The sequence below is a fragment of the Enterobacter hormaechei subsp. hoffmannii genome (genome assembly GCF_001729745.1).
In the GTDB taxonomy this organism is placed as follows: Bacteria; Pseudomonadota; Gammaproteobacteria; order Enterobacterales; family Enterobacteriaceae; genus Enterobacter; species Enterobacter intestinihominis.
The window spans coordinates 3951177-3971981 of the sequence record NZ_CP017186.1; the positions used below are offsets into that span (position 1 = coordinate 3951177).

Consider the following 20805-nt stretch of genomic DNA (forward strand, 5'->3'; position numbering starts at 1 on the left):
TACGTCAAAAGCGAAAAGGCTTACGCGTCACCGAAACGACGACGGCTGGTGCCTTCTTCGCGGCGTGGGCCACGATTTTCACGGCGCTCGCCGGAGAAACGACGAGGTTCGCCAGTGCGACCTTCGCTACGACCGCCTTCACGACGCTCGCCACCGAAGCTGCGACCACCGCCACGGCGTTCGCCACCGCGGTCAGAGCGAGGCTGTGCATCACCCATCAGTTGCATGTTCATTGGCTTGTTCAGAATGCGGGTGCGCGTAAAGTGCTGCAGTACTTCGCCCGGCATGCCTTTTGGCAGCTCGATCGTTGAGTGTGAACCGAACAGCTTGATGTTACCGATGTAACGGCTGCTGATGTCGCCTTCATTAGCGATCGCGCCAACGATGTGACGAACTTCAACACCATCATCACGGCCCACTTCAATGCGATACAGTTCCATTTCGCCAGCGTCACGACGCTCGCGACGTGGACGGTCTTCACCACCACGCTCTGGACGGTCACCGCGTGGACCACGGTCGTTACGGTCGCCACGACGTTCGAAACGATCGTCACGGTCACGGAACTCACGCTTAGGACGCATCGGTGCATCAGGTGGCACGATCAGGCTACGTTCGCCCTGCGCCATTTTCAGCAGTGCTGCGGCCAGGGTTTCCATGTCCAGCTCTTCGCCTTCAGCGACAGGCTGGATCTGGGACAGCAGCGCACGGTACTGATCCAGATCGCTGCTTTCCAGCTGCTGCTGTACTTTCGCGGCGAATTTTTCCAGACGGCGTTTGCCCAGCAGTTCTGCGTTTGGCAGCTCAGCTTCTGGAATGGTCAGCTTCATGGTGCGTTCAATGTTACGCAGCAGACGACGCTCGCGGTTCTCAACGAACAGCAGCGCACGGCCCGCACGACCCGCACGACCGGTACGGCCGATACGGTGAACGTAAGACTCGGAGTCCATTGGGATATCGTAGTTTACAACCAGGCTGATACGCTCAACGTCCAGACCACGTGCTGCCACGTCGGTTGCAATCAGGATATCCAGACGACCGTCTTTCAGACGCTCCAGAGTCTGCTCACGCAGCGCCTGGTTCATGTCGCCGTTCAGCGCTGCGCTGTTATAGCCGCTACGCTCCAGCGCTTCAGCCACTTCCAGGGTCGCGTTTTTGGTACGTACGAAGATAATCGCCGCATCAAAATCTTCCGCTTCCAGGAAACGGACCAGCGCTTCGTTTTTGCGCATGCCGTATACAGACCAGTAGCTCTGGCTGATGTCCGGGCGAGTGGTCACGCTAGACTGAATACGCACTTCCTGCGGCTCTTTCATGAAGCGGCGGGTAATGCGACGGATCGCTTCTGGCATGGTTGCAGAGAACAGAGCGGTCTGATGACCTTCCGGGATCTGCGCCATGATGGTTTCAACGTCTTCGATGAAGCCCATACGCAGCATTTCATCTGCTTCATCCAGTACCAGGCCGCTCAGCTTAGAGAGGTCCAGGGTACCGCGCTTCAGGTGATCCAGCAGACGGCCCGGCGTACCGACAACAATCTGTGGGCCCTGGCGCAGGGCGCGTAACTGCACGTCATAACGCTGGCCGCCGTACAGGGCTACCACGTTTACGCCGCGCATATGTTTAGAGAATTCCGTCATTGCTTCAGCAACCTGAACAGCCAGTTCACGGGTTGGAGCCAGGACGAGGATCTGCGGCGCACGCAGGTCCGGATCAATGTTGTTCAGCAGCGGCAGCGAGAATGCTGCGGTTTTACCGCTACCGGTCTGGGCCATGCCCAGCACGTCACGACCAGAAAGCAGGTGTGGGATACACTCAGCCTGGATCGGAGATGGTTTTTCGTAACCCAGATCGTTAAGGGCTTCAAGGATAGGAGCCTTCAGGCCCAGATCTGCAAAAGTGGTTTCGAATTCAGCCATGTAGTACAAGTGCCTCGATATTAATGGCGGCCAGTCTACTTAGCTCATCGTGAAAATGATTAGCAATTTTCATTGAAAAGTGTGAACCGGCTCAAATTAGGTGTATTGACGAACAACAACGCCCTCACCAGTGAAGGTGATGGCAATCAAAAGATTACGGGCTGATGTTTATGTCGTCAGCTATTGCTGGTCCGATTCTGCCAGGTCGTCTTGCTCCTGGCCCAAGAGCGATAATTCCAACAATGCATAACGGTGCTCAACGAAGTTATGTACGTTGTTAGCAACCGCTAATTTGAACAGTGCCGTAGCGCTGTCCATATCCCCCAGACTTAGGTAGTACTTACCTAAATAGAAGTTGGTTTCACTGAGATGCTCAGCGAGCGAGGTGTTATCCGTTGCGTCCGCCTTGAGGCGTTCCATCAGCGTTGCTTCGCTAATGTTGCCCAGGTAGAACTCGACAATGTTCCATCCCCACTGTTCCTTGTCCGATTTCTCGAAGCGCTGTTTCAGTGCTTCTTTGGCCTGCTTCTCATCGAGCTTCTGCTCAACGATGTAAAGCCACAGGCTGCGGAAAGGATCATTAGGATCGTCTTGATAAAACGCCAGCAGATCATCTTGCGCTAACTTATCACGACCGCCGTAATACAATGCGATACCGCGATTCAAGTGCGCGTAGTTGTAAGTTGGATCAAGCTCAAGTACAGAATCAAACGCTTCATAGGCAGCATCAAAATTGCCTGCCTGCGTTAAATAAATGCCTAAGTAATTGAATACTTCAGGCATATCAGGTCGAATTGCCAGCGCTTGTGAAAAATCATTTCGCGCTAATGCCCTCAGACCGAGACTATCATACAACACTCCGCGCTCATATAAAAGCTGTGCGCGTTCGTCATCGGTTAAAGCCCGACTGGCAAGTATTTGTTCCATGCGTGCCAGAATCACTTCCTGCTGCAAAGTCGGTTGCAATGGCACTGCGAGGACTTCGCTCTTACGCCAGGCAGAGTTGCTGCATCCTGCCAGCGTTAAAGCTGTCGCAACGAAACACCAGCGCAAAAAAGGCTTCATTTCCCACTCCCGAAGACAACTATTGGATGAACGTCCTGTCCCCCGGCGGCTTAACAAGGCGTCCTGCCTGATAATAAGCCCTCCGCCTGCGCGGAGGGCAAATGGCAACCTTACTCGCCTTGCTGTTCAGCAGCCGGGGCTTCCGGCGCCGCAGCAGGCTGAGACTGCTCGGTTGCTTCTTTAATGCTCAGACGGATACGGCCCTGGCGGTCAACTTCCAGAACTTTCACCGGTACTTCCTGACCCATTTGCAGGTAATCGGTCACTTTCTCAACGCGCTTGTCAGCGATCTGAGAGATATGTACCAGACCTTCTTTACCGCCACCGATGGCAACGAATGCGCCAAAGTCAACGATACGGGTCACTTTACCATTGTAGATACGGCCCACTTCGATTTCTGCTGTAATCTCTTCGATACGGCGGATAGCATATTTCGCTTTCTCACCGTCGGTTGCTGCGATTTTCACAGTACCGTCATCTTCGATTTCGATGGTGGTGCCCGTTTCTTCGGTCAGTGCACGGATAACAGAACCGCCCTTACCGATAACATCTTTGATCTTGTCTGGATTGATCTTGATGGTGTGAATACGCGGAGCGAATTCAGAGATATCACCGCGTGGTGCGTTGATAGCCTGTTCCATCACGCCCAGAATGTGCAGACGCGCACCTTTAGCCTGGTTCAGAGCAACCTGCATGATCTCTTTGGTGATACCTTCAATTTTGATATCCATCTGCAGGGCAGAGATACCGTCGCGGGAACCCGCCACTTTGAAGTCCATATCACCCAGGTGGTCTTCGTCACCCAGAATGTCAGACAGAACAACGAAGTTGTCGCCTTCTTTCACCAGACCCATTGCGATACCCGCAACGGCGGCTTTGATCGGCACGCCTGCATCCATCAGCGCCAGAGAGGCACCACACACGGAAGCCATGGAAGAAGAACCGTTGGATTCAGTGATTTCAGACACGACACGTACGGTGTACGGGAATTTGTCTGCTTCTGGCATTACTGCCAGCACGCCGCGCTTCGCCAGACGACCGTGACCAATTTCACGACGCTTCGGTGAGCCAACCATACCGGTCTCGCCCACAGAGTACGGAGGGAAGTTGTAGTGGAACAGGAAGCTGTCAGTGCGCTCGCCCATCAGTTCATCGATGTTCTGTGCGTCACGTGCAGTACCCAGGGTAGCGGTAACCAGCGCCTGGGTTTCACCACGGGTGAACAGCGCGGAACCGTGAGTACGTGGCAGCACGCCAGTACGCACATCCAGACCACGGATCATGTCCTTTTCACGGCCATCAATACGCGGCTCGCCTGCCAGTACGCGACTACGAACAACGTTTTTCTCGATAGCGTGCAGGATTTCGCTCAGCTCGTTAGCGTCCAGCGTTTCGTCTTCCGCGATCAGGGTTGCGATGGTTTCATCTTTGATCACGTCAACCTGAGCATAACGCTCCTGTTTGTCTGTAATGCGATATGCATCGCTCAGACGAGATTCTGCCAGTGCAGCTACGCGTGCGTTCAGCGCGTCGTTTACCGCTTCTGGCTGCCAGTCCCAACGTGGTTTACCGGCTTCTTTCACCAGGTCGTTGATGTTCTGGATAACAATCTGCTGCTGGTCGTGGCCGAAGACCACTGCGCCCAGCATCTGGTCTTCACTCAGCAGTTCTGCTTCAGATTCAACCATCAGAACCGCTGCTTCAGTACCGGCAACAACCAGGTCCAGCTTACTCTCTTTCAGCTCTTCCTGAGTTGGGTTCAGCACGTACTGGTCGTTGATGTAACCGACGCGCGCGGCACCGATTGGGCCATTGAATGGGATACCAGACAGTGACAGGGCAGCAGACGCACCGATCATCGCTACGATGTCCGGGTTAACCTGTGGATTAACGGAAACAACGGTTGCGATAACCTGCACTTCATTCACGAAACCTTCCGGGAACAGCGGACGAACCGGGCGGTCAATCAGACGCGCGATCAGGGTTTCGCCTTCGCTTGGACGGCCTTCACGACGGAAGAAGCCACCCGGGATTTTACCGGCAGCGTAGGTACGCTCCTGGTAGTTAACGGTCAGTGGGAAGAAGTCCTGACCTGGTTTAGCTTTTTTCTGGCCAACTACGGTAACGAATACAGCAGTGTCATCCATGCTTACCATTACGGCAGCAGTAGCCTGACGAGCCATCATGCCGGTTTCCAGCGTGACGGTATGCTGACCATACTGGAATTTACGAACGATCGGATTCAGCAAAATTCTGTCCTTTCTTAAATGTTTGAAAGCACACCTCAGGTGTGCTGACGATTTAACCCGACCTTCTTCGCATCCTCGCGACTAATGACAACCGACACCCCCATGGGTGAAGCCTCTCATTAGCCGCGCGAACCTCTGCAATGAAGATCATTTATAGCAACAATACAATAGTTTCCCCTGAATTGCTGCCGTCTGGTTGAAAAAAGGGGCCATCAGGCCCCCTTTTCTGAAACTCGCAAGAATTAGCGACGCAGACCCAGACGCTCGATCAGCGCGGTGTAGCGTGCAACATCTTTACGCTTCAGGTAGTCGAGCAGTTTACGACGCTGAGAAACCATACGCAGCAGACCACGACGGCTGTGGTGATCTTTTTTGTGCTCTGCAAAGTGACCCTGCAGGTGGTTAATCTGTGCAGTCAGCAGTGCAACCTGAACTTCGGTAGAACCGCTGTCGTTAGTACCACGACCAAACTCAGAAACGATTTTAGCTTTAGCTTCAACGCTTAGAGACATTTTCAAACTCCAAAGTATAAAGAATGTAAGGATGCCGATCTCTAATTCAGCTATCCCATGTACGCCCCGCAGATTGTTAAACAATTTACCAGGCGTTAAGCGGCGATATTCTACTCGTCTCCCCTGCTTATCGCAAGGTGAGGCGTTATCACCGTCACGCTTCGACCGGGTATTCGACGACCAGACGACGCGGGGCAACGCGCCCTTCACCGTCCATTTCGCCCATCCCGATAAACTTGCCTTCCTCCCCTTCCGTCACACGGACCAGGCCCTCAAGCGGCGCCCCCGTTGTGCGGACCGGGTTTCCGTTCTTAAAGTAAACGGACGATGTTAAAGGAAGATTAACAACCGGGAAATCTGCTGCCGGACTGTCCATTGGCATCAGCAGCGGATCCAGCAGATCTGCCGGCGCAATTCCCTGCGCTTGCGCCTGTTCAGCCAGGGCGTGCAGATGCTCAAGCGTTACCATACGTTCGACCGGATACTTGCTGACCGCCAGACGACGCAGATAAATCACATGCGCGCCGCAGCCCAGCTTTTCACCGAGGTCGTCAATGATGGTGCGGATGTAGGTCCCTTTCGAACAGTGTACTTCCAGCTCCAGCTCATCACCTTCGTGGCGAATGAACAGCAGCTCATACACGGTAATCGGACGGGCTTCACGCGGAACGTCAATGCCCTGACGCGCATATTCGTAAAGCTTCTTGCCCTGATATTTCAACGCCGAATACATCGACGGCACCTGCATTGTGTCGCCCCGGAAGCTCTCCAGCGCCGCATCAAGTTGCTCTGCGCTGAAGGTTACCGGACGCTCTTCAACGACCTGACCATCCGCATCGGAAGTGTCCGTGCGCTGGCCCAGTTTGGCAATCACGCGGTAGCGCTTATCGGAATCCAGCAGATACTGGGAAAACTTTGTCGCTTCACCCAGGCAGATCGGGAGCATCCCGGTTGCCAGCGGATCCAGCGCGCCGGTGTGCCCCGCGCGATTGGCGTTATAAATACGCTTTACTTTTTGCAGCACGTCGTTGCTGGATGCGCCCTGTGGTTTATCCAGCAACAGCACGCCATGCACGTCACGACCGCGACGACGAGGACGACTCATCAGTCCTCCTTGCTGTCGTCCGCCGGGTTAACACGACGCTCATCGTCATGTTTCACCACGCTGGTCACCAGGTTGGACATACGCATACCCTCAACCAGCGAGTTGTCGTAGAAGAAGGTCAGCTCCGGCACAATACGCAGACGCATCGCTTTGCCAAGCAGAGAGCGGATGAAACCAGAGGCTTCCTGCAGCGCTTTAATGCCGTTCTTCACGGCGTCTTCATCCTGGTCATTCAGGAATGTCACAAACACTTTGGCGTACGCCAGGTCGCGGGACATTTCCACGCCAGACACGGTGGTCATCATCCCCACGCGTGGATCTTTGATTTCACGTTGCAGAATGAGAGCGATCTCTTTCTGCATCTCCTGCGCGACGCGCTGTGGGCGACCAAATTCTTTCGCCATAATAAATTCTCCAGACAAAAAAGGGGCTTAAGCCCCTTTTTAAAATTACTGCCGGGTGGCGCTTCGCTTACCCGGCCTACGCTAATTAATCTTCAGTTGACGAAGATTACGCGATGGTACGCTGAATTTCGATGATCTCGAACACTTCGATCATATCGCCAACGCGAACGTCGTTGTAGTTCTTAACACCGATACCACATTCCATGCCGTTACGAACTTCGTTAACGTCATCTTTGAAGCGGCGCAGGGATTCCAGCTCACCTTCGTAGATAACCACGTTGTCGCGCAGTACGCGGATTGGGTTGTGACGCTTAATGGTCCCTTCGGTAACCATACAGCCCGCGATCGCACCGAATTTCGGTGATTTGAACACGTCACGTACTTCAGCCAGACCGATGATCTGCTGTTTCAGCTCAGGAGACAGCATGCCGCTCATCGCTGCTTTCACTTCGTCAATCAGGTTATAGATGACGGAGTAGTAACGCAGATCCAGGCTTTCAGCATCGATAACTTTACGCGCAGATGCGTCAGCACGAACGTTGAAGCCAACCAGGATAGCGTTGGACGCGGCTGCCAGGGTTGCGTCGGTTTCGGTGATACCACCTACGCCAGAACCGATGATCTTCACTTTCACTTCGTCGGTAGACAGTTTCAGCAAGGAGTCGGAGATCGCTTCCACAGAACCCTGTACGTCCGCTTTCAGAACGATGTTCACTTCGTGAACTTCGCCTTCAGTCATGTTGGCGAACATGTTCTCGAGTTTAGATTTCTGCTGGCGAGCCAGTTTCACCTCACGGAATTTACCCTGACGATACAGCGCCACTTCACGTGCTTTCTTCTCGTCACGTACCACGGTTACTTCGTCACCGGCAGCCGGAACACCGGACAGGCCGAGGATTTCCACTGGGATGGACGGACCCGCTTCCAGCACTTCCTGACCCAGTTCGTTACGCATCGCACGAACGCGACCGTATTCGAAACCACACAGAACGATGTCGCCCTTGTGCAGAGTACCTTCGCGAACCAGAACGGTTGCAACCGGACCACGACCTTTATCCAGGAAGGATTCGATTACCGCGCCGCTCGCCATACCTTTACGAACCGCTTTCAGCTCCAGAACTTCAGCCTGAAGCAGGATAGCGTTCAGCAGGTCGTCGATACCGGTACCTGCTTTTGCAGAAACAGGGATAAACTGCGCTTCACCGCCCCACTCTTCCGGCATAACGCCGTACTGTGACAGTTCGTTCTTAACGCGATCCATATCGGCTTCTGGCTTATCGATTTTGTTGACTGCAACAACCAAAGGCACCTGCGCCGCTTTCGCGTGCTGGATAGCTTCAATGGTCTGTGGCATCACGCCATCATCGGCAGCAACAACCAGAACAACGATATCCGTTGCCTGAGCACCACGAGCACGCATTGAGGTAAACGCTGCGTGGCCTGGGGTATCCAGGAAGGTGATCATGCCGTTTTCGGTTTCTACGTGGTAAGCACCGATATGCTGGGTAATACCACCCGCTTCGCCGGAGGCAACCTTAGTAGAACGAATGTAGTCAAGCAGAGAGGTTTTACCGTGGTCAACGTGACCCATGATGGTCACAACCGGTGCGCGCGGTTCAGCCGCTGCGCCCGTATCACGGTCGCTCATTACTGCTTCTTCCAGCTCGTTTTCACGACGCAGGATAACTTTGTGGCCCATCTCCTCGGCAACCAGCTGTGCGGTTTCCTGGTCGATGACCTGGTTGATGGTGGCCATTGCGCCCAGCTTCATCATCGCTTTGATGACCTGAGAGCCTTTCACCGCCATCTTGTTAGCCAGTTCGCCAACGGTGATGGTTTCGCCGATCACAACGTCACGGTTAACGGCCTGAGCTGGCTTCTGGAAGCCCTGCTGCAGAGCGGAACCTTTACGCTTACCGCCTTTACCACCGCGAACCGCTGCACGTGCTTCTTCACGGTCAGCTTTAGATTCAGCGTGCTTGTTACCTTTTTTCGCAGGACGCGCCGCTTTTGTACTGCGAGTACGGCCACGACCACCTTCAACTTCACGGTCGTTATCGTCTTCTGCCTGGCGCGCATGCTGAGAAGTGGTTACGTGATAATCGCTGTTGTCTTCAGTTGGTTCAGCGGTATTCACACCGTTCTTCTCGTTTTCTTCTGCCATGCGACGCGCTTCTTCGGCGACGCGGCGAGCTTCTTCTTCAAGCTTTCGGCGGGCTTCTTCTTCCGCTTTACGCTTCAGCTCGGCAGCTTCATTTTCACGGCGGGCTTTTTCAGCCTGGGCAGTTTTGGTCATTTCGTCGGTCTGTTGATTGCTCACTTTGTCTTTTTCCGCAGCGTCACGCTTCGCTTTTTCACCGGCGTCGCGTTTCGCTTTTTCTGCGGCCTCACGTTCAGCTTTTAATTCTGCTTCGCGTTTAGCAGTGGCTTCTGCCTCACGCTGAGCTTGTTCTTCCGCTTCACGCTGTGCCTGCTCTTCCGCAGCAAGGCGTTCTGCCTCTTGCGGATCACGTTTTACAAAGGTGCGCGTCTTGCGGACTTCAATTTGTACCGATTTGCTTTTGCCACCGGTACCAGGGATGTTCAACGTGCTACGCGTTTTGCGCTGCAGCGTTAACTTGTCAGGCGTAGAGCCGTGTTCACGGTTCAGGTGCGCTAACAAGGTTTGTTTTTCTTGCGCGGTCACCGAGTCATCAGCGGCCTTCGGGATCCCTGCATCAGCAAATTGCTGTACCAGGCGGTCCACGGAGGTCTGAATCTCAGCAGCCAGCGATTTTACAGTTACATCAGTCATGCTGTTCCTTCCTGCTACAGTTTATTACGCTTCGTCGCCGAACCAGCAAATATTACGTGCGGCCATGATGAGTTCGCCGGCTTTCTCGTCGGTTAAACCTTCGATATCAGCCAGGTCATCAACGCCTTGCTCAGCGAGATCTTCCAGCGTACAAACACCACGGGCAGCCAGCTTGAACGCAATCGCACGATCAAGACCTTCCAGATTCAGCAGGTCATCAGCCGGCTTCTTATCGCCAAGGCTTTCTTCCTGAGCCAGCGCCAGGGTGGTCAGTGCGTTTTTAGCGCGTTCACGCAGGGCTTCAACGGTTGGTTCATCCAGACCGTCAATTTCCAGCAGCTCTTTCATTGGCACGTAGGCCAGTTCTTCCAGCGTAGAGAAACCTTCTTCAACCAGCACAGTGGCGAAGTCTTCGTCAATGTCCAGGTATTTGGTGAAGGTATCGATCGCCGCGTGGGCTTCAGCCTGATGCTTGGCCTGAAGGTCATCAACGGTCATCACGTTGAGTTCCCAGCCGCTCAGCTGTGACGCCAGACGTACGTTCTGACCGTTACGGCCAATCGCCTGCGCCAGGTTGCCCGCTTCTACAGCGATATCCATGGTGTGTTTGTCTTCGTCAACAACGATAGACGCCACATCAGCCGGTGCCATTGCGTTGATCACGAACTGCGCCGGATTGTCGTCCCACAGAACGATATCAATACGCTCGCCGCCCAGTTCGGTAGAAACCGCCTGAACACGTGCGCCACGCATACCGACGCAAGCACCGACCGGGTCGATACGCTTGTCGTTGGTTTTCACCGCAATTTTCGCACGGGAACCCGGATCGCGGGCCGCCGCTTTGATTTCGATAACTTCTTCGCCGATTTCCGGCACTTCGATACGGAACAGTTCAACCAGCATTTCTGGTTTAGAACGCGTCACGAACAGCTGTGCACCACGTGCTTCAGGACGTACGGCATACAGCACACCACGAATACGGTCGCCTGGGCGGAAGTTTTCACGCGGCAGCATGTCTTCACGCAGGATAACAGCTTCAGCGTTACCCGGCAGCCCTTCGGATTTGATCTCCAGAGAGATGTTATCGCGGTTCACTTTCTTCACCACGCCAGTGATGATTTCGCCTTCCTGATCGCGGAACTGATCGACAACCAGCGCGCGCTCGGCTTCGCGAACTTTCTGCACGATAACCTGCTTCGCGGTCTGGGTGGTGATACGGTCGAAGGTGACAGATTCAATCTGATCTTCAACGTAGTCACCCACGTTCAGACTTTCGTCTTCAAAACGTGCCGCTTCCAGGGTGATCTCTTTGGTCGGTTGGGTCACTTCTTCAACGATTACCCAACGACGGAATGTATCGAAGTCACCGCTTTTACGATCGATTTCTACGCGAACATCGATCTCTTGTTCGTATTTTTTCTTGGTTGCTGTAGCTAGTGCACTTTCCAGCGCTTCGAAAATCTTCTCACGCGGCAGTGATTTCTCGTTGGAGACGGCTTCAACAACAGCCAAAATTTCTTTGTTCATCGCGGGCTTTTCACCTCAATCCAGACTGTTAAAAGTGGGGAACCAGGTTCGCCTTCTGGATATTACTCAGCGCGAACACTTCATCTTTGCCTTCGACTGTCACCGTGATCATTTCACCATCAACGGCTTTGATAATTCCCTGCCATTTACGGCGGTTCTGTACGGCCATACGCAGAACGAGAGCCACTTCTTCACCGGTAAAGCGCACATAGTGCTCGGCCGTGAACATCGGACGATCGAGGCCAGGTGAGGAAACTTCCAGGTTGTACGCAACGGTAATCGGATCTTCAACATCAAGAACCGCACTCACCTGGTGGCTGACATCAGCACAATCATCAACATTGATGCCATCTTCACTATCAATATAGATGCGCAGCGTCGATGTGCGGCCGCGAACGAATTCGATGCCGACCAGTTCGTAGCCCAGTGCTTCGACCGGTGCAGTAATCATCTCTGTTAATTTTTGCTCTAATGTGGACAAGCCCACCCCCAAGACATAAAAAAAGGGCGTAAAGCCCAGTTATTCTGTAGTCAGATAACAAAAAACCCCGATAAATCGGGGCTTTAGATAACTGAACCCTATAGCCACAACTGTGGCCTGGAGCACTTTCCGAAAGAATTTTTTCAAATCCAGCTACGAAGGCTCTAAGTCTTCACAGTATATTTGAAAAAGAACTTTACAGGAAAGTGGTTGCGGGGGCCGGATTTGAACCGACGACCTTCGGGTTATGAGCCCGACGAGCTACCAGGCTGCTCCACCCCGCGCCTGAAACGTGGCAAATTCTACGCGTTTTGGACAGAATTTGCAAATAATGCTGGGATTTGGTACCGAAGACGGGACGTAAAATCGGCGTTTAGTATATTGATAGTTGACCCCACCTGTCAACCCAGCTTCTGCCAGACAGAACAGACCAATTTTTTTACAAAAAACGCACGAGTCTCTTCCGGTCTTCGACAAAAGATGATTAAATGAATACTCACTTATTTTGCATAAAAATGCACAAGAGAGCGAAAGCGGTCTCTAATCAGTCAATCAAGCAGGGTTTTATTCTATGACGACGATTCTCAAGCATCTTCCGGTAGGACAACGTATTGGCATCGCTTTCTCAGGCGGCCTGGATACCAGCGCTGCACTGCTGTGGATGCGCCAGAAGGGAGCGGTTCCGTATGCATATACTGCGAACCTGGGTCAGCCGGACGAGGAAGATTATGACGCGATCCCTCGTCGTGCCATGGAGTATGGCGCAGAGAACGCACGTCTGATTGACTGCCGTAAGCAACTGGTCGCTGAAGGCATTGCCGCTATCCAGTGCGGTGCTTTTCATAATACTACCGGCGGCCTGACCTATTTTAATACCACTCCGCTGGGTCGTGCTGTCACCGGCACCATGCTGGTCGCCGCCATGAAAGAAGATGGCGTGAACATCTGGGGTGATGGCAGTACCTATAAAGGCAACGATATTGAACGTTTCTATCGTTACGGTCTGCTGACCAACGCTGAGTTGCAGATCTACAAACCGTGGCTGGATACCGACTTCATCGACGAACTGGGTGGCCGTCATGAAATGTCTGAGTTTATGATTGCCTGCGGCTTTGACTATAAGATGTCCGTTGAGAAAGCCTACTCAACCGACTCCAACATGCTGGGTGCGACGCACGAAGCGAAAGACCTGGAATTCCTGAACTCCAGCGTAAAAATTGTTAACCCGATCATGGGCGTAAAATTCTGGGATGAGAACGTGAAGATCCCGGCGGAAGAAGTGACCGTGCGTTTCGAACGCGGCCATCCGGTTGCCCTGAACGGTAAAACCTTCTCAGACGATGTTGAACTGATGCTGGAAGCGAACCGCATCGGCGGTCGTCACGGTCTGGGTATGAGCGATCAGATCGAAAACCGTATCATCGAAGCGAAAAGCCGTGGCATTTACGAAGCTCCGGGGATGGCGCTGCTGCACATCGCTTACGAGCGTCTGCTGACCGGTATTCACAACGAAGACACCATTGAGCAGTATCACGCTCATGGCCGTCAGCTGGGCAAACTGCTGTATCAGGGTCGCTGGTTTGATCCACAGGCGCTGATGCTGCGTGACGCCCTGCAACGTTGGGTGGCGAGCGCAATCACCGGCGAAGTGACGCTGGAACTGCGTCGCGGCAATGATTACTCCATCCTCAATACCGTGTCTGACAACCTGACCTATAAAGCAGAGCGTCTGACCATGGAGAAAGGTGAGTCAGTATTCTCTCCGGACGATCGTATTGGCCAGCTGACCATGCGTAACCTGGACATCACCGATACCCGTGAGAAGCTGTTCAACTATGTTGAGAATGGCCTGCTCTCCGCGAATTCCGGTAATGGTCTGCCGCAGGTTGAGAATCTGGAACACAGCGATAAGAAGTAATCGACAGCAAGACATGCAAAAGGCGCCCAATGGGCGCCTTTTTTGTGGTCTTCGTAGGCCCGGTAAGCGCAGCGCCACCGGGCAAAACGGCGGGCGGCGCTGCGCTTACCCGCCCTACAATAGATCGGAAACACAGAATGTACAGACGAAAAAAAAGACGTCTTGCGACGTCTTTCTTCTGGAATATTGGTACCGAGGATGGGACTCGAACCCACAAGCCCGTTAGGGCACTACCACCTCAAGGTAGCGTGTCTACCAATTCCACCACCTCGGTACTGAATACTTACTGCGGGATATCGCTGGTTGGCTTAGCCGGTGCAGCTGGCTGAGTTTGCTCACTTTTTGCTGGCGCGCTCAGATTTTCCCACTCGCTTCCTTTACTGGTCTTGTTGCTGTTGATATTGCCCAGCACCAGACTGATGATGAAGAACAGCGTAGCCAGAATCGCCGTCGTACGGGTCATGAAGTTCGCAGAACCACTTGAACCGAACAGCGTACCGGAAGCGCCTGCTCCGAAGGAGGCTCCCATATCAGCGCCTTTACCTTGCTGCAGCATAATCAGCGCTACGAGAGCGATGGCTACAATAAGGAAAATAACTAAAAGAGCTTCGTACATAATCAACCTGTTCCTTGCGGATTTGCCGCATACCAATGCTTCGACCAATTAGCAGGATTTTGTTTCCCACTGAAGCGGGTGTGAATACTAACCAAAGCGAATCACCTTCGCAAGGGCATTTTCGAGGCATTGTATCAACTGCGGAAAAAAACAGCAAAAAGCCATTAATTGCTTAAAACAAAGGCGGCAAACGCCGCCTTTTTAAACACTTATTCTGAAAGATTATGCAGCTTTCACTGCATCCGCAATGCGGTGCGCAAATTCAGTTACCTGCGCTTCGTCTTCACCTTCCACCATCACGCGGATCAGCGGCTCGGTACCCGACTTACGCAGCAGGACGCGTCCACGACTGCCAAGCGTCGCTTCCACCTCTGCCATCACCGCTTTCACGTTATCATTTTCCAGCGGGTCGCCTTTACCAGCGGTGAAACGCACGTTCACCAGGATCTGCGGGAACATTTTCATGCCGCTGCACAGATCGTGCAGGCTCATATGGTTACGCGCCATCGCGGCAACAACCTGAAGCGCCGCCACAATGCCGTCACCGGTGGTGGTTTTATCGAGCAGGATCACGTGGCCGGAGTTTTCCGCGCCAATGCGCCAGCCTTTTTCCTGAAGTTTTTCCAGCACGTAGCGGTCACCCACTTTCGCGCGAACAAACGGGATGCCCAGCTGTTTCAGCGCCAGCTCCAGACCCATATTGCTCATCAGCGTGCCCACCGCGCCACCGCGCAGTTGCCCCTGACGCAGGCCTTCACGCGCAATGATGTATAGGATCTGATCGCCGTCGACCTTGTTACCTTCGTGGTCAACCATGATCACACGGTCGCCATCGCCATCCAGGGCAATACCCAGATCGGCTTTTTCAGCCAGTACACGCGCCTGCAAGGCACGCACGTCTGTCGCGCCGACTTCTTCATTGATGTTCAGACCGTCCGGCTCGCAGCCGATGGTGATCACTTTCGCGCCCAGCTCGCGGAAAACATTCGGCGCAATGTGATAGGTCGCACCGTTTGCACAGTCCACCACAATTTTGAGGTGTGCCAGGCTCAGTTCATTCGGGAACGTGCCTTTGCAGAATTCAATGTAGCGGCCTGCGGCATCGACAATACGGTTGGCTTTACCCAACTCAGCGGAGTCGACACAGGTGATCTCTTTCTCCATTTCCGCTTCAATCGCCTCTTCCACGTCATCCGGCAGTTTAGTGCCGTCGATGGAGAAGAATTTGATACCGTTGTCATAGAACGGATTATGAGAAGCTGAAATGACGATGCCCGCTTCCGCACGGAAGGTACGAGTCAGATAGGCAACAGCAGGGGTCGGCATTGGCCCCGTAAAGGAAGCTGAAAGCCCCGCCGCCGCCAGCCCGGCTTCCAGCGCGGACTCAAGCATATAACCCGAAATACGGGTATCTTTACCAATAATGATCTTACGGGAGCCATGACGCGCCAGTACCTTACCCGCCGCCCAGCCCAGCTTCAGGACAAAGTCAGGGGTAATTGGCGCATCGCCTACGCGCCCACGGATGCCATCGGTACCAAAATATTTACGATTACTCATAGCGTTTGTTTTCCTTCGCTGCCAGTGTGGCTTCCACCACACGCATGGCTTCTACTGTTTCTTTTACGTCATGGACGCGAATGATGTGTGCACCTTGCATCGCGGCAATCACCGCGCAGGCCAGACTGCCGCTCAGACGTTCGTTCGGCCCGACATTCAACAACTGACCAATCATCGATTTTCTCGACATTCCCACCAGCAGTGGCAGGCCGAACTGATGAAACTCTGATAAGCGCGCAAGCAACGCGTAATTGTGTGAGAGATTTTTACCGAAACCGAAGCCCGGGTCGAGCAGCAATTTCTCTTTTGCGATACCCGCACGTTCACAGCGTTCGATATGCTCAATAAAGAAGCGGGTGACGTCGGCAAACACATCTTCATATTTTGGCGCCTCCTGCATTGTCTTAGGCTGGCCCTGCATATGCATCAGACACACCGGTAGCCCGATTTCAGCGGCGGCTTCAATTGCGCCCGGCTCGGTCAGCGAGCGGATATCATTGATAATGTGAGCGCCCACTCTCGCCACTTCACGGATCACTTCGGGTTTGGAGGTATCAACAGAGATCCACACTTCAAAGCGCCGGGCGATAGCCTCCACCACCGGCACCACGCGCGCCAGCTCTTCTTCCACCGAAACCTCCGCCGCGCCAGGCCGCGTTGACTCCCCTCCAACGTCAATGATGGTGGCACCCGCGTTGATCATTAAATTCGCGTGTTTAACCGCGTCGATAAGCGAGTTATGCGTGCCGCCGTCAGAGAAGGAATCAGGCGTGACATTCAGGATCCCCATCACATGCGGATGTGAAAGGTCGAGATGCGAGTCCTGGGCGAAGAGTTTCATGGCTAAATCCCTGTTATTTTCATGGTTATATAAAAAAGAAAAACCCCGGAGCACGCTCCAGGGTTTGATGTACAGACAAACGCTTCAACAGCAGTGACTTACTTGTCGCCCAACTGCTCTGACATGGTGTTGCCCGGGTTTGGCGTACGCGGTTCATCGACCGGACGCGGTGCACGCGGGGTGCCATTGTTGTCAGAATTGTTAGACGCGCCTGGGTCTTCCCAGCCTGCTGGCGGACGCACTTCGCGGCGAGCCATCAGGTCGTCAATCTGCGGCGCATCGATGGTCTCATATTTCATGAGCGCATCTTTCATCGAATGCAGGATGTCCATATTGTCATTCAGGATCTGACGGGCGCGAGCGTAGTTACGCTCAATCAGCGCTTTCACTTCCTGGTCGATGATACGAGCCGTTTCATCGGACATATGTTTCGCTTTTGCCACGGAGCGGCCCAGGAATACTTCGCCCTCTTCTTCTGCATAGAGCAGCGGACCGAGTTTGTCGGAGAAGCCCCACTGGGTCACCATGTTACGTGCCAGGTTTGTCGCCACTTTAATATCGTTCGACGCACCGGTGGAAACATGTTCCGCACCGTAGATGATCTCTTCTGCCAGACGACCGCCGTACAGGGTTGAAATCTGACTTTCCAGCTTCTGACGGCTGGCGCTGATCGCGTCGCCTTCAGGCAGGAAGAAGGTCACACCCAACGCACGACCGCGTGGAATGATCGTCACCTTGTGTACCGGATCGTGTTCCGGCACCAGACGACCGATAATCGCGTGGCCCGCTTCGTGATATGCCGTGGACTCTTTCTGCGCTTCCGTCATCACCATGGAGCGACGTTCCGCACCCATCATGATTTTGTCTTTCGCTTTCTCAAATTCCACCATGGACACTACACGCTTGTTACCGCGAGCGGCAAACAGTGCTGCCTCGTTGACCAGGTTAGCCAGATCCGCACCGGAGAAGCCTGGAGTACCACGCGCGATGATTGCCGCGTCGATATCTGGTGCCAGCGGTACGCGACGCATATGCACTTTCAGGATCTGTTCACGACCACGAACATCCGGCAGACCGACCACAACCTGACGGTCGAAACGGCCTGGACGCAGCAGCGCAGGGTCGAGTACGTCTGGACGGTTAGTTGCCGCGATAACGATGATACCTTCGTTACCTTCAAAGCCGTCCATTTCAACCAGCATCTGGTTCAGGGTCTGCTCACGTTCATCGTGACCACCGCCCAGGCCTGCGCCACGCTGGCGGCCAACGGCGTCGATTTCATCGATGAAGATGATGCACGGTGCTGCCTTCTTAGCCTGCTCGAACATGTCACGCACACGAGATGCACCGACACCCACGAACATTTCAACGAAGTCAGAACCTGAAATAGTAAAGAACGGGACCTTCGCTTCACCCGCGATGGCTTTTGCCAGCAGGGTTTTACCGGTACCCGGAGGGCCGACCATCAGGACGCCTTTCGGGATCTTACCGCCCAGTTTCTGGAAACGGCTCGGCTCGCGCAGGTATTCAACCAGTTCACCCACCTCTTCTTTTGCTTCGTCACAACCTGCTACGTCAGCAAAGGTGGTCTTGATCTGGTCTTCCGTCAGCATACGCGCCTTGCTCTTACCGAACGACATGGCACCTTTGCCACCACCGCCCTGCATCTGGCGCATAAAGAAGATCCAGACACCGATAAGAAGCAGCATCGGGAACCAGGAAATGAAGATAGAAGCCAACAGGCTTGGTTCTTCCGGCGGCTCGCCTACCACTTTGACGTTTTTGGTCAGAAGGTTATCAAGCAGCTTAGGATCGTTCACCGGGATGTAAGTCGTGTAACGGTTACTATCTTTCTTGGTAACGTTGATCTCACGTCCGTTGATACGCGCTTCGCGAACCTGGTCCTGATTGACCTCTTGCAGGAAGGTAGAATAATCCACCTTGCGGCCATTCGACTCGCTGGGCCCAAAGCTCTGGAAAACTGACATCAGCACAACGGCAATGACCAGCCAGAGTATTAGGTTTTTCGCCATGTCACTCAAGGGATTAACCTCATATTACAACTGTGTTAAAAACAGCGTCAGGATACTCTATATCCAGTTTCATTCAAACTTTCGCCTGAAATCTACCGGTTATCATTTTCGCCCGGTCGCTACAATATACACTTCACGGGAACGGGCCCGGGAAGAGTCCGGCTTACGAACTTTGACCTTCGCAAACAGGGAGCGAATTTCCTTAAGATACTCCTCGAAACCTTCGCCCTGAAACACCTTCACAACAAAACTACCACCAGGCGCTAGTACATCACGACACATTTCTAACGCTAGTTCCACCAGATACATGGCGCGGGGGATATCCACCGCCGGTGTTCCACACATATTTGGTGCCATATCCGACATGACAACCTGGACCTTACTGTCACCTACACGATCAAGTAATGCTTTAAGCACTAATTCATCACGAAAGTCGCCCTGAAGGAAGTCGACACCGACGATGGGATCCATTGGTAAAAGATCGCATGCGATGATTCGGCCCGTTCCGCCGATCTGCGTAACCGCATACTGGGACCATCCGCCAGGTGCCGCACCGAGGTCGACCACCGTCATTCCCGGTTTAAAAAGTTTGTCACTTTGCTGTATTTCATCAAGTTTAAACCAGGCGCGGGAACGTAACCCCTTTTTCTGCGCCTGTTGAACATATTTATCGCTAAAGTGTTCCTGAAGCCAGCGGCTGGAGCTGGCAGAACGCTTTTTACCTGTCATTTAACATTTCCGTCCTGGTTCATCGTTACTTGCCTGTGACGTAAATTTCTACGCAGCTATTTGGCGATATTAGGGAGATGGCGGTAGAATGAACCGTTTTCAATCCCAACGTAAGCAAAAATATACGATGAATCTGAGTACTAAACAAAAACAGCACCTTAAAGGTCTGGCACATCCGCTCAAGCCTGTAGTGATGCTTGGCAACAATGGTTTGACCGAAGGGGTGCTTGCCGAGATTGAACAAGCGCTGGAACACCACGAGCTGATCAAGGTGAAAATCGCCTCTGAAGACAGAGACACTAAAAACCTGATCGTGGAAGCCATCGTGCGCGAAACCGGCGCCTGTAATGTACAGGTCATCGGTAAAACGCTGGTGCTCTATCGCCCATCTAAAGAGCGCAAAATCTCGCTGCCACGTTAAGGATATCCTGAATCAAACACATTTTCTGTGTGAAACGAGGGATTTCTTTCAGCAGGCGAGCAAAATGCCATGCTCCTTGAGTTGATAAAAGGCCGCTATGCGGCCTTTTTCTTTTCTTTACAATGTATCAACATCTTAGAAGAGAAGCGAATTACAGGTATTCAACCTTAATAATTTCGTATTCCACTTCGCCACCCGGGGTGCGGATAATCACAACATCATCCTGCTCTTTGCCAATCAGGCCGCGAGCAATCGGGGAGTTCACCGAAATCAGGTTCTGTTTGAAGTCCGCTTCATCATCACCCACGATGCGATAGGTTTGCTCTTCGTCGTTGTCCAGATTCAGGACGGTGACGGTAGAGCCAAAGATCACGCGACCGTTGTTTGGCATTTTAGTGATATCGATAACCTGCGCGTTGGACAGTTTCGCTTCGATATCTTTGATGCGCCCCTCGCAGAAACCCTGCTGCTCACGCGCCGCGTGGTATTCAGCATTCTCTTTCAGGTCGCCATGCTCACGCGCATCCGCGATAGCGGCGATGATTTCAGGGCGACGTACGGATTTCAGAAAATCCAGCTCTTCGCGCAGTTTTTCGGCACCACGTAAGGTCATCGGAATAGCTTGCATTTGTTA

The 20805-nt window shown here is 53.2% G+C and carries 18 protein-coding genes and 2 tRNA genes; 2 read left to right on the top strand and 18 right to left on the bottom strand.

Translation table 11 applies throughout. The annotated features are described in order from the left end of the window. Positions 1 to 20 precede the first annotated feature (20 nt). The 11 genes from BFV65_RS18600 to BFV65_RS18645 all read right to left on the bottom strand — a co-directional run bounded on the left by BFV65_RS18600 (position 21) and on the right by BFV65_RS18645 (position 12337). Positions 21 to 1916 carry a DEAD/DEAH family ATP-dependent RNA helicase gene (locus BFV65_RS18600; RefSeq protein WP_022649514.1) on the bottom strand — a complete coding sequence of 632 codons (1896 nt, stop codon included), beginning with the start codon at positions 1914 to 1916 and terminating at the stop codon, positions 21 to 23. After that, entirely contained in the window at positions 1909 to 1989 is an 81-nt protein-coding gene (gene yrbN / locus BFV65_RS23225; protein WP_097397692.1) for a protein YrbN, read from the bottom strand. The genes BFV65_RS18600 and yrbN overlap by 8 nt, the downstream gene beginning before the upstream one ends. 107 nt (positions 1990 to 2096) lie before the next feature. Continuing rightward, positions 2097 to 2981, bottom strand: coding sequence for a lipoprotein NlpI (gene nlpI / locus BFV65_RS18605; protein WP_003861782.1), 885 nt, complete (start codon positions 2979 to 2981; stop codon positions 2097 to 2099). A 110-nt stretch (positions 2982 to 3091) separates the two neighbouring features. Further along, complete coding sequence (pnp, locus tag BFV65_RS18610; RefSeq protein WP_022649515.1) at positions 3092 to 5230, bottom strand: polyribonucleotide nucleotidyltransferase; 2139 nt, start codon at positions 5228 to 5230, stop codon at positions 3092 to 3094. 242 nt (positions 5231 to 5472) lie between these two features. Beyond that, entirely contained in the window at positions 5473 to 5742 is a 270-nt protein-coding gene (rpsO, locus tag BFV65_RS18615) for a 30S ribosomal protein S15 (RefSeq protein ID WP_003861789.1), read from the bottom strand. Positions 5743 to 5896: 154 nt separating this feature from the next. Further along, positions 5897 to 6847, bottom strand: a complete 951-nt coding sequence (truB, locus tag BFV65_RS18620) for a tRNA pseudouridine(55) synthase TruB (RefSeq protein ID WP_023298718.1) — start codon at positions 6845 to 6847, stop codon at positions 5897 to 5899. Next, positions 6847 to 7251 carry a 30S ribosome-binding factor RbfA gene (gene rbfA / locus BFV65_RS18625; protein ID WP_003861793.1) on the bottom strand — a complete coding sequence of 135 codons (405 nt, stop codon included), beginning with the start codon at positions 7249 to 7251 and terminating at the stop codon, positions 6847 to 6849. The genes truB and rbfA overlap by 1 nt, the downstream gene beginning before the upstream one ends. A gap of 106 nt (positions 7252 to 7357) precedes the next feature. Then, complete coding sequence (gene infB, locus BFV65_RS18630; RefSeq protein WP_022649517.1) at positions 7358 to 10045, bottom strand: translation initiation factor IF-2; 2688 nt, start codon at positions 10043 to 10045, stop codon at positions 7358 to 7360. Positions 10046 to 10069: 24 nt separating this feature from the next. Continuing rightward, on the bottom strand, positions 10070 to 11572 hold the full coding sequence (gene nusA, locus BFV65_RS18635; protein ID WP_003861798.1) for a transcription termination factor NusA: 1503 nt from the start codon (positions 11570 to 11572) through the stop codon (positions 10070 to 10072). Between the two features lie 28 nt (positions 11573 to 11600). After that, entirely contained in the window at positions 11601 to 12053 is a 453-nt protein-coding gene (rimP, locus tag BFV65_RS18640) for a ribosome maturation factor RimP (RefSeq protein ID WP_014833432.1), read from the bottom strand. A gap of 207 nt (positions 12054 to 12260) precedes the next feature. After that, positions 12261 to 12337 (bottom strand) — tRNA-Met (locus tag BFV65_RS18645). 287 nt (positions 12338 to 12624) lie between these two features. On the opposite strand from BFV65_RS18645, the gene argG reads away from it, so the two are divergent. After that, entirely contained in the window at positions 12625 to 13971 is a 1347-nt protein-coding gene (argG, locus tag BFV65_RS18650; RefSeq protein ID WP_022649518.1) for an argininosuccinate synthase, read from the top strand. A gap of 187 nt (positions 13972 to 14158) precedes the next feature. Here argG and BFV65_RS18655 read toward each other — a convergent pair. From BFV65_RS18655 to rlmE, 6 genes are all read right to left on the bottom strand, one after another. Continuing rightward, positions 14159 to 14245: transfer RNA gene (locus BFV65_RS18655), tRNA-Leu, on the bottom strand. Between the two features lie 9 nt (positions 14246 to 14254). Beyond that, complete coding sequence (gene secG, locus BFV65_RS18660) at positions 14255 to 14587, bottom strand: preprotein translocase subunit SecG (protein WP_022649519.1); 333 nt, start codon at positions 14585 to 14587, stop codon at positions 14255 to 14257. A gap of 222 nt (positions 14588 to 14809) precedes the next feature. Then, on the bottom strand, positions 14810 to 16147 hold the full coding sequence (gene glmM / locus BFV65_RS18665) for a phosphoglucosamine mutase (RefSeq protein ID WP_003861804.1): 1338 nt from the start codon (positions 16145 to 16147) through the stop codon (positions 14810 to 14812). Further along, positions 16140 to 16988 (bottom strand): dihydropteroate synthase, encoded by an 849-nt coding sequence (gene folP, locus BFV65_RS18670; RefSeq protein ID WP_063841041.1) that lies wholly within the window; start codon positions 16986 to 16988, stop codon positions 16140 to 16142. Before folP ends, glmM begins: the two co-directional genes overlap by 8 nt. Before the next feature lie 98 nt (positions 16989 to 17086). Then, positions 17087 to 19021 carry an ATP-dependent zinc metalloprotease FtsH gene (gene ftsH / locus BFV65_RS18675; RefSeq protein ID WP_003861810.1) on the bottom strand — a complete coding sequence of 645 codons (1935 nt, stop codon included), beginning with the start codon at positions 19019 to 19021 and terminating at the stop codon, positions 17087 to 17089. Positions 19022 to 19123: 102 nt separating this feature from the next. Continuing rightward, entirely contained in the window at positions 19124 to 19750 is a 627-nt protein-coding gene (gene rlmE / locus BFV65_RS18680) for a 23S rRNA (uridine(2552)-2'-O)-methyltransferase RlmE (RefSeq protein WP_003861812.1), read from the bottom strand. 127 nt (positions 19751 to 19877) lie between these two features. Between rlmE and yhbY the strand changes: the two genes are divergently transcribed. Then, entirely contained in the window at positions 19878 to 20171 is a 294-nt protein-coding gene (yhbY, locus tag BFV65_RS18685; protein ID WP_003861814.1) for a ribosome assembly RNA-binding protein YhbY, read from the top strand. 151 nt (positions 20172 to 20322) lie between these two features. Here yhbY and greA read toward each other — a convergent pair whose 3' ends face one another. Continuing rightward, positions 20323 to 20799, bottom strand: a complete 477-nt coding sequence (gene greA, locus BFV65_RS18690; RefSeq protein WP_023298719.1) for a transcription elongation factor GreA — start codon at positions 20797 to 20799, stop codon at positions 20323 to 20325. Positions 20800 to 20805 lie beyond the last annotated feature (6 nt).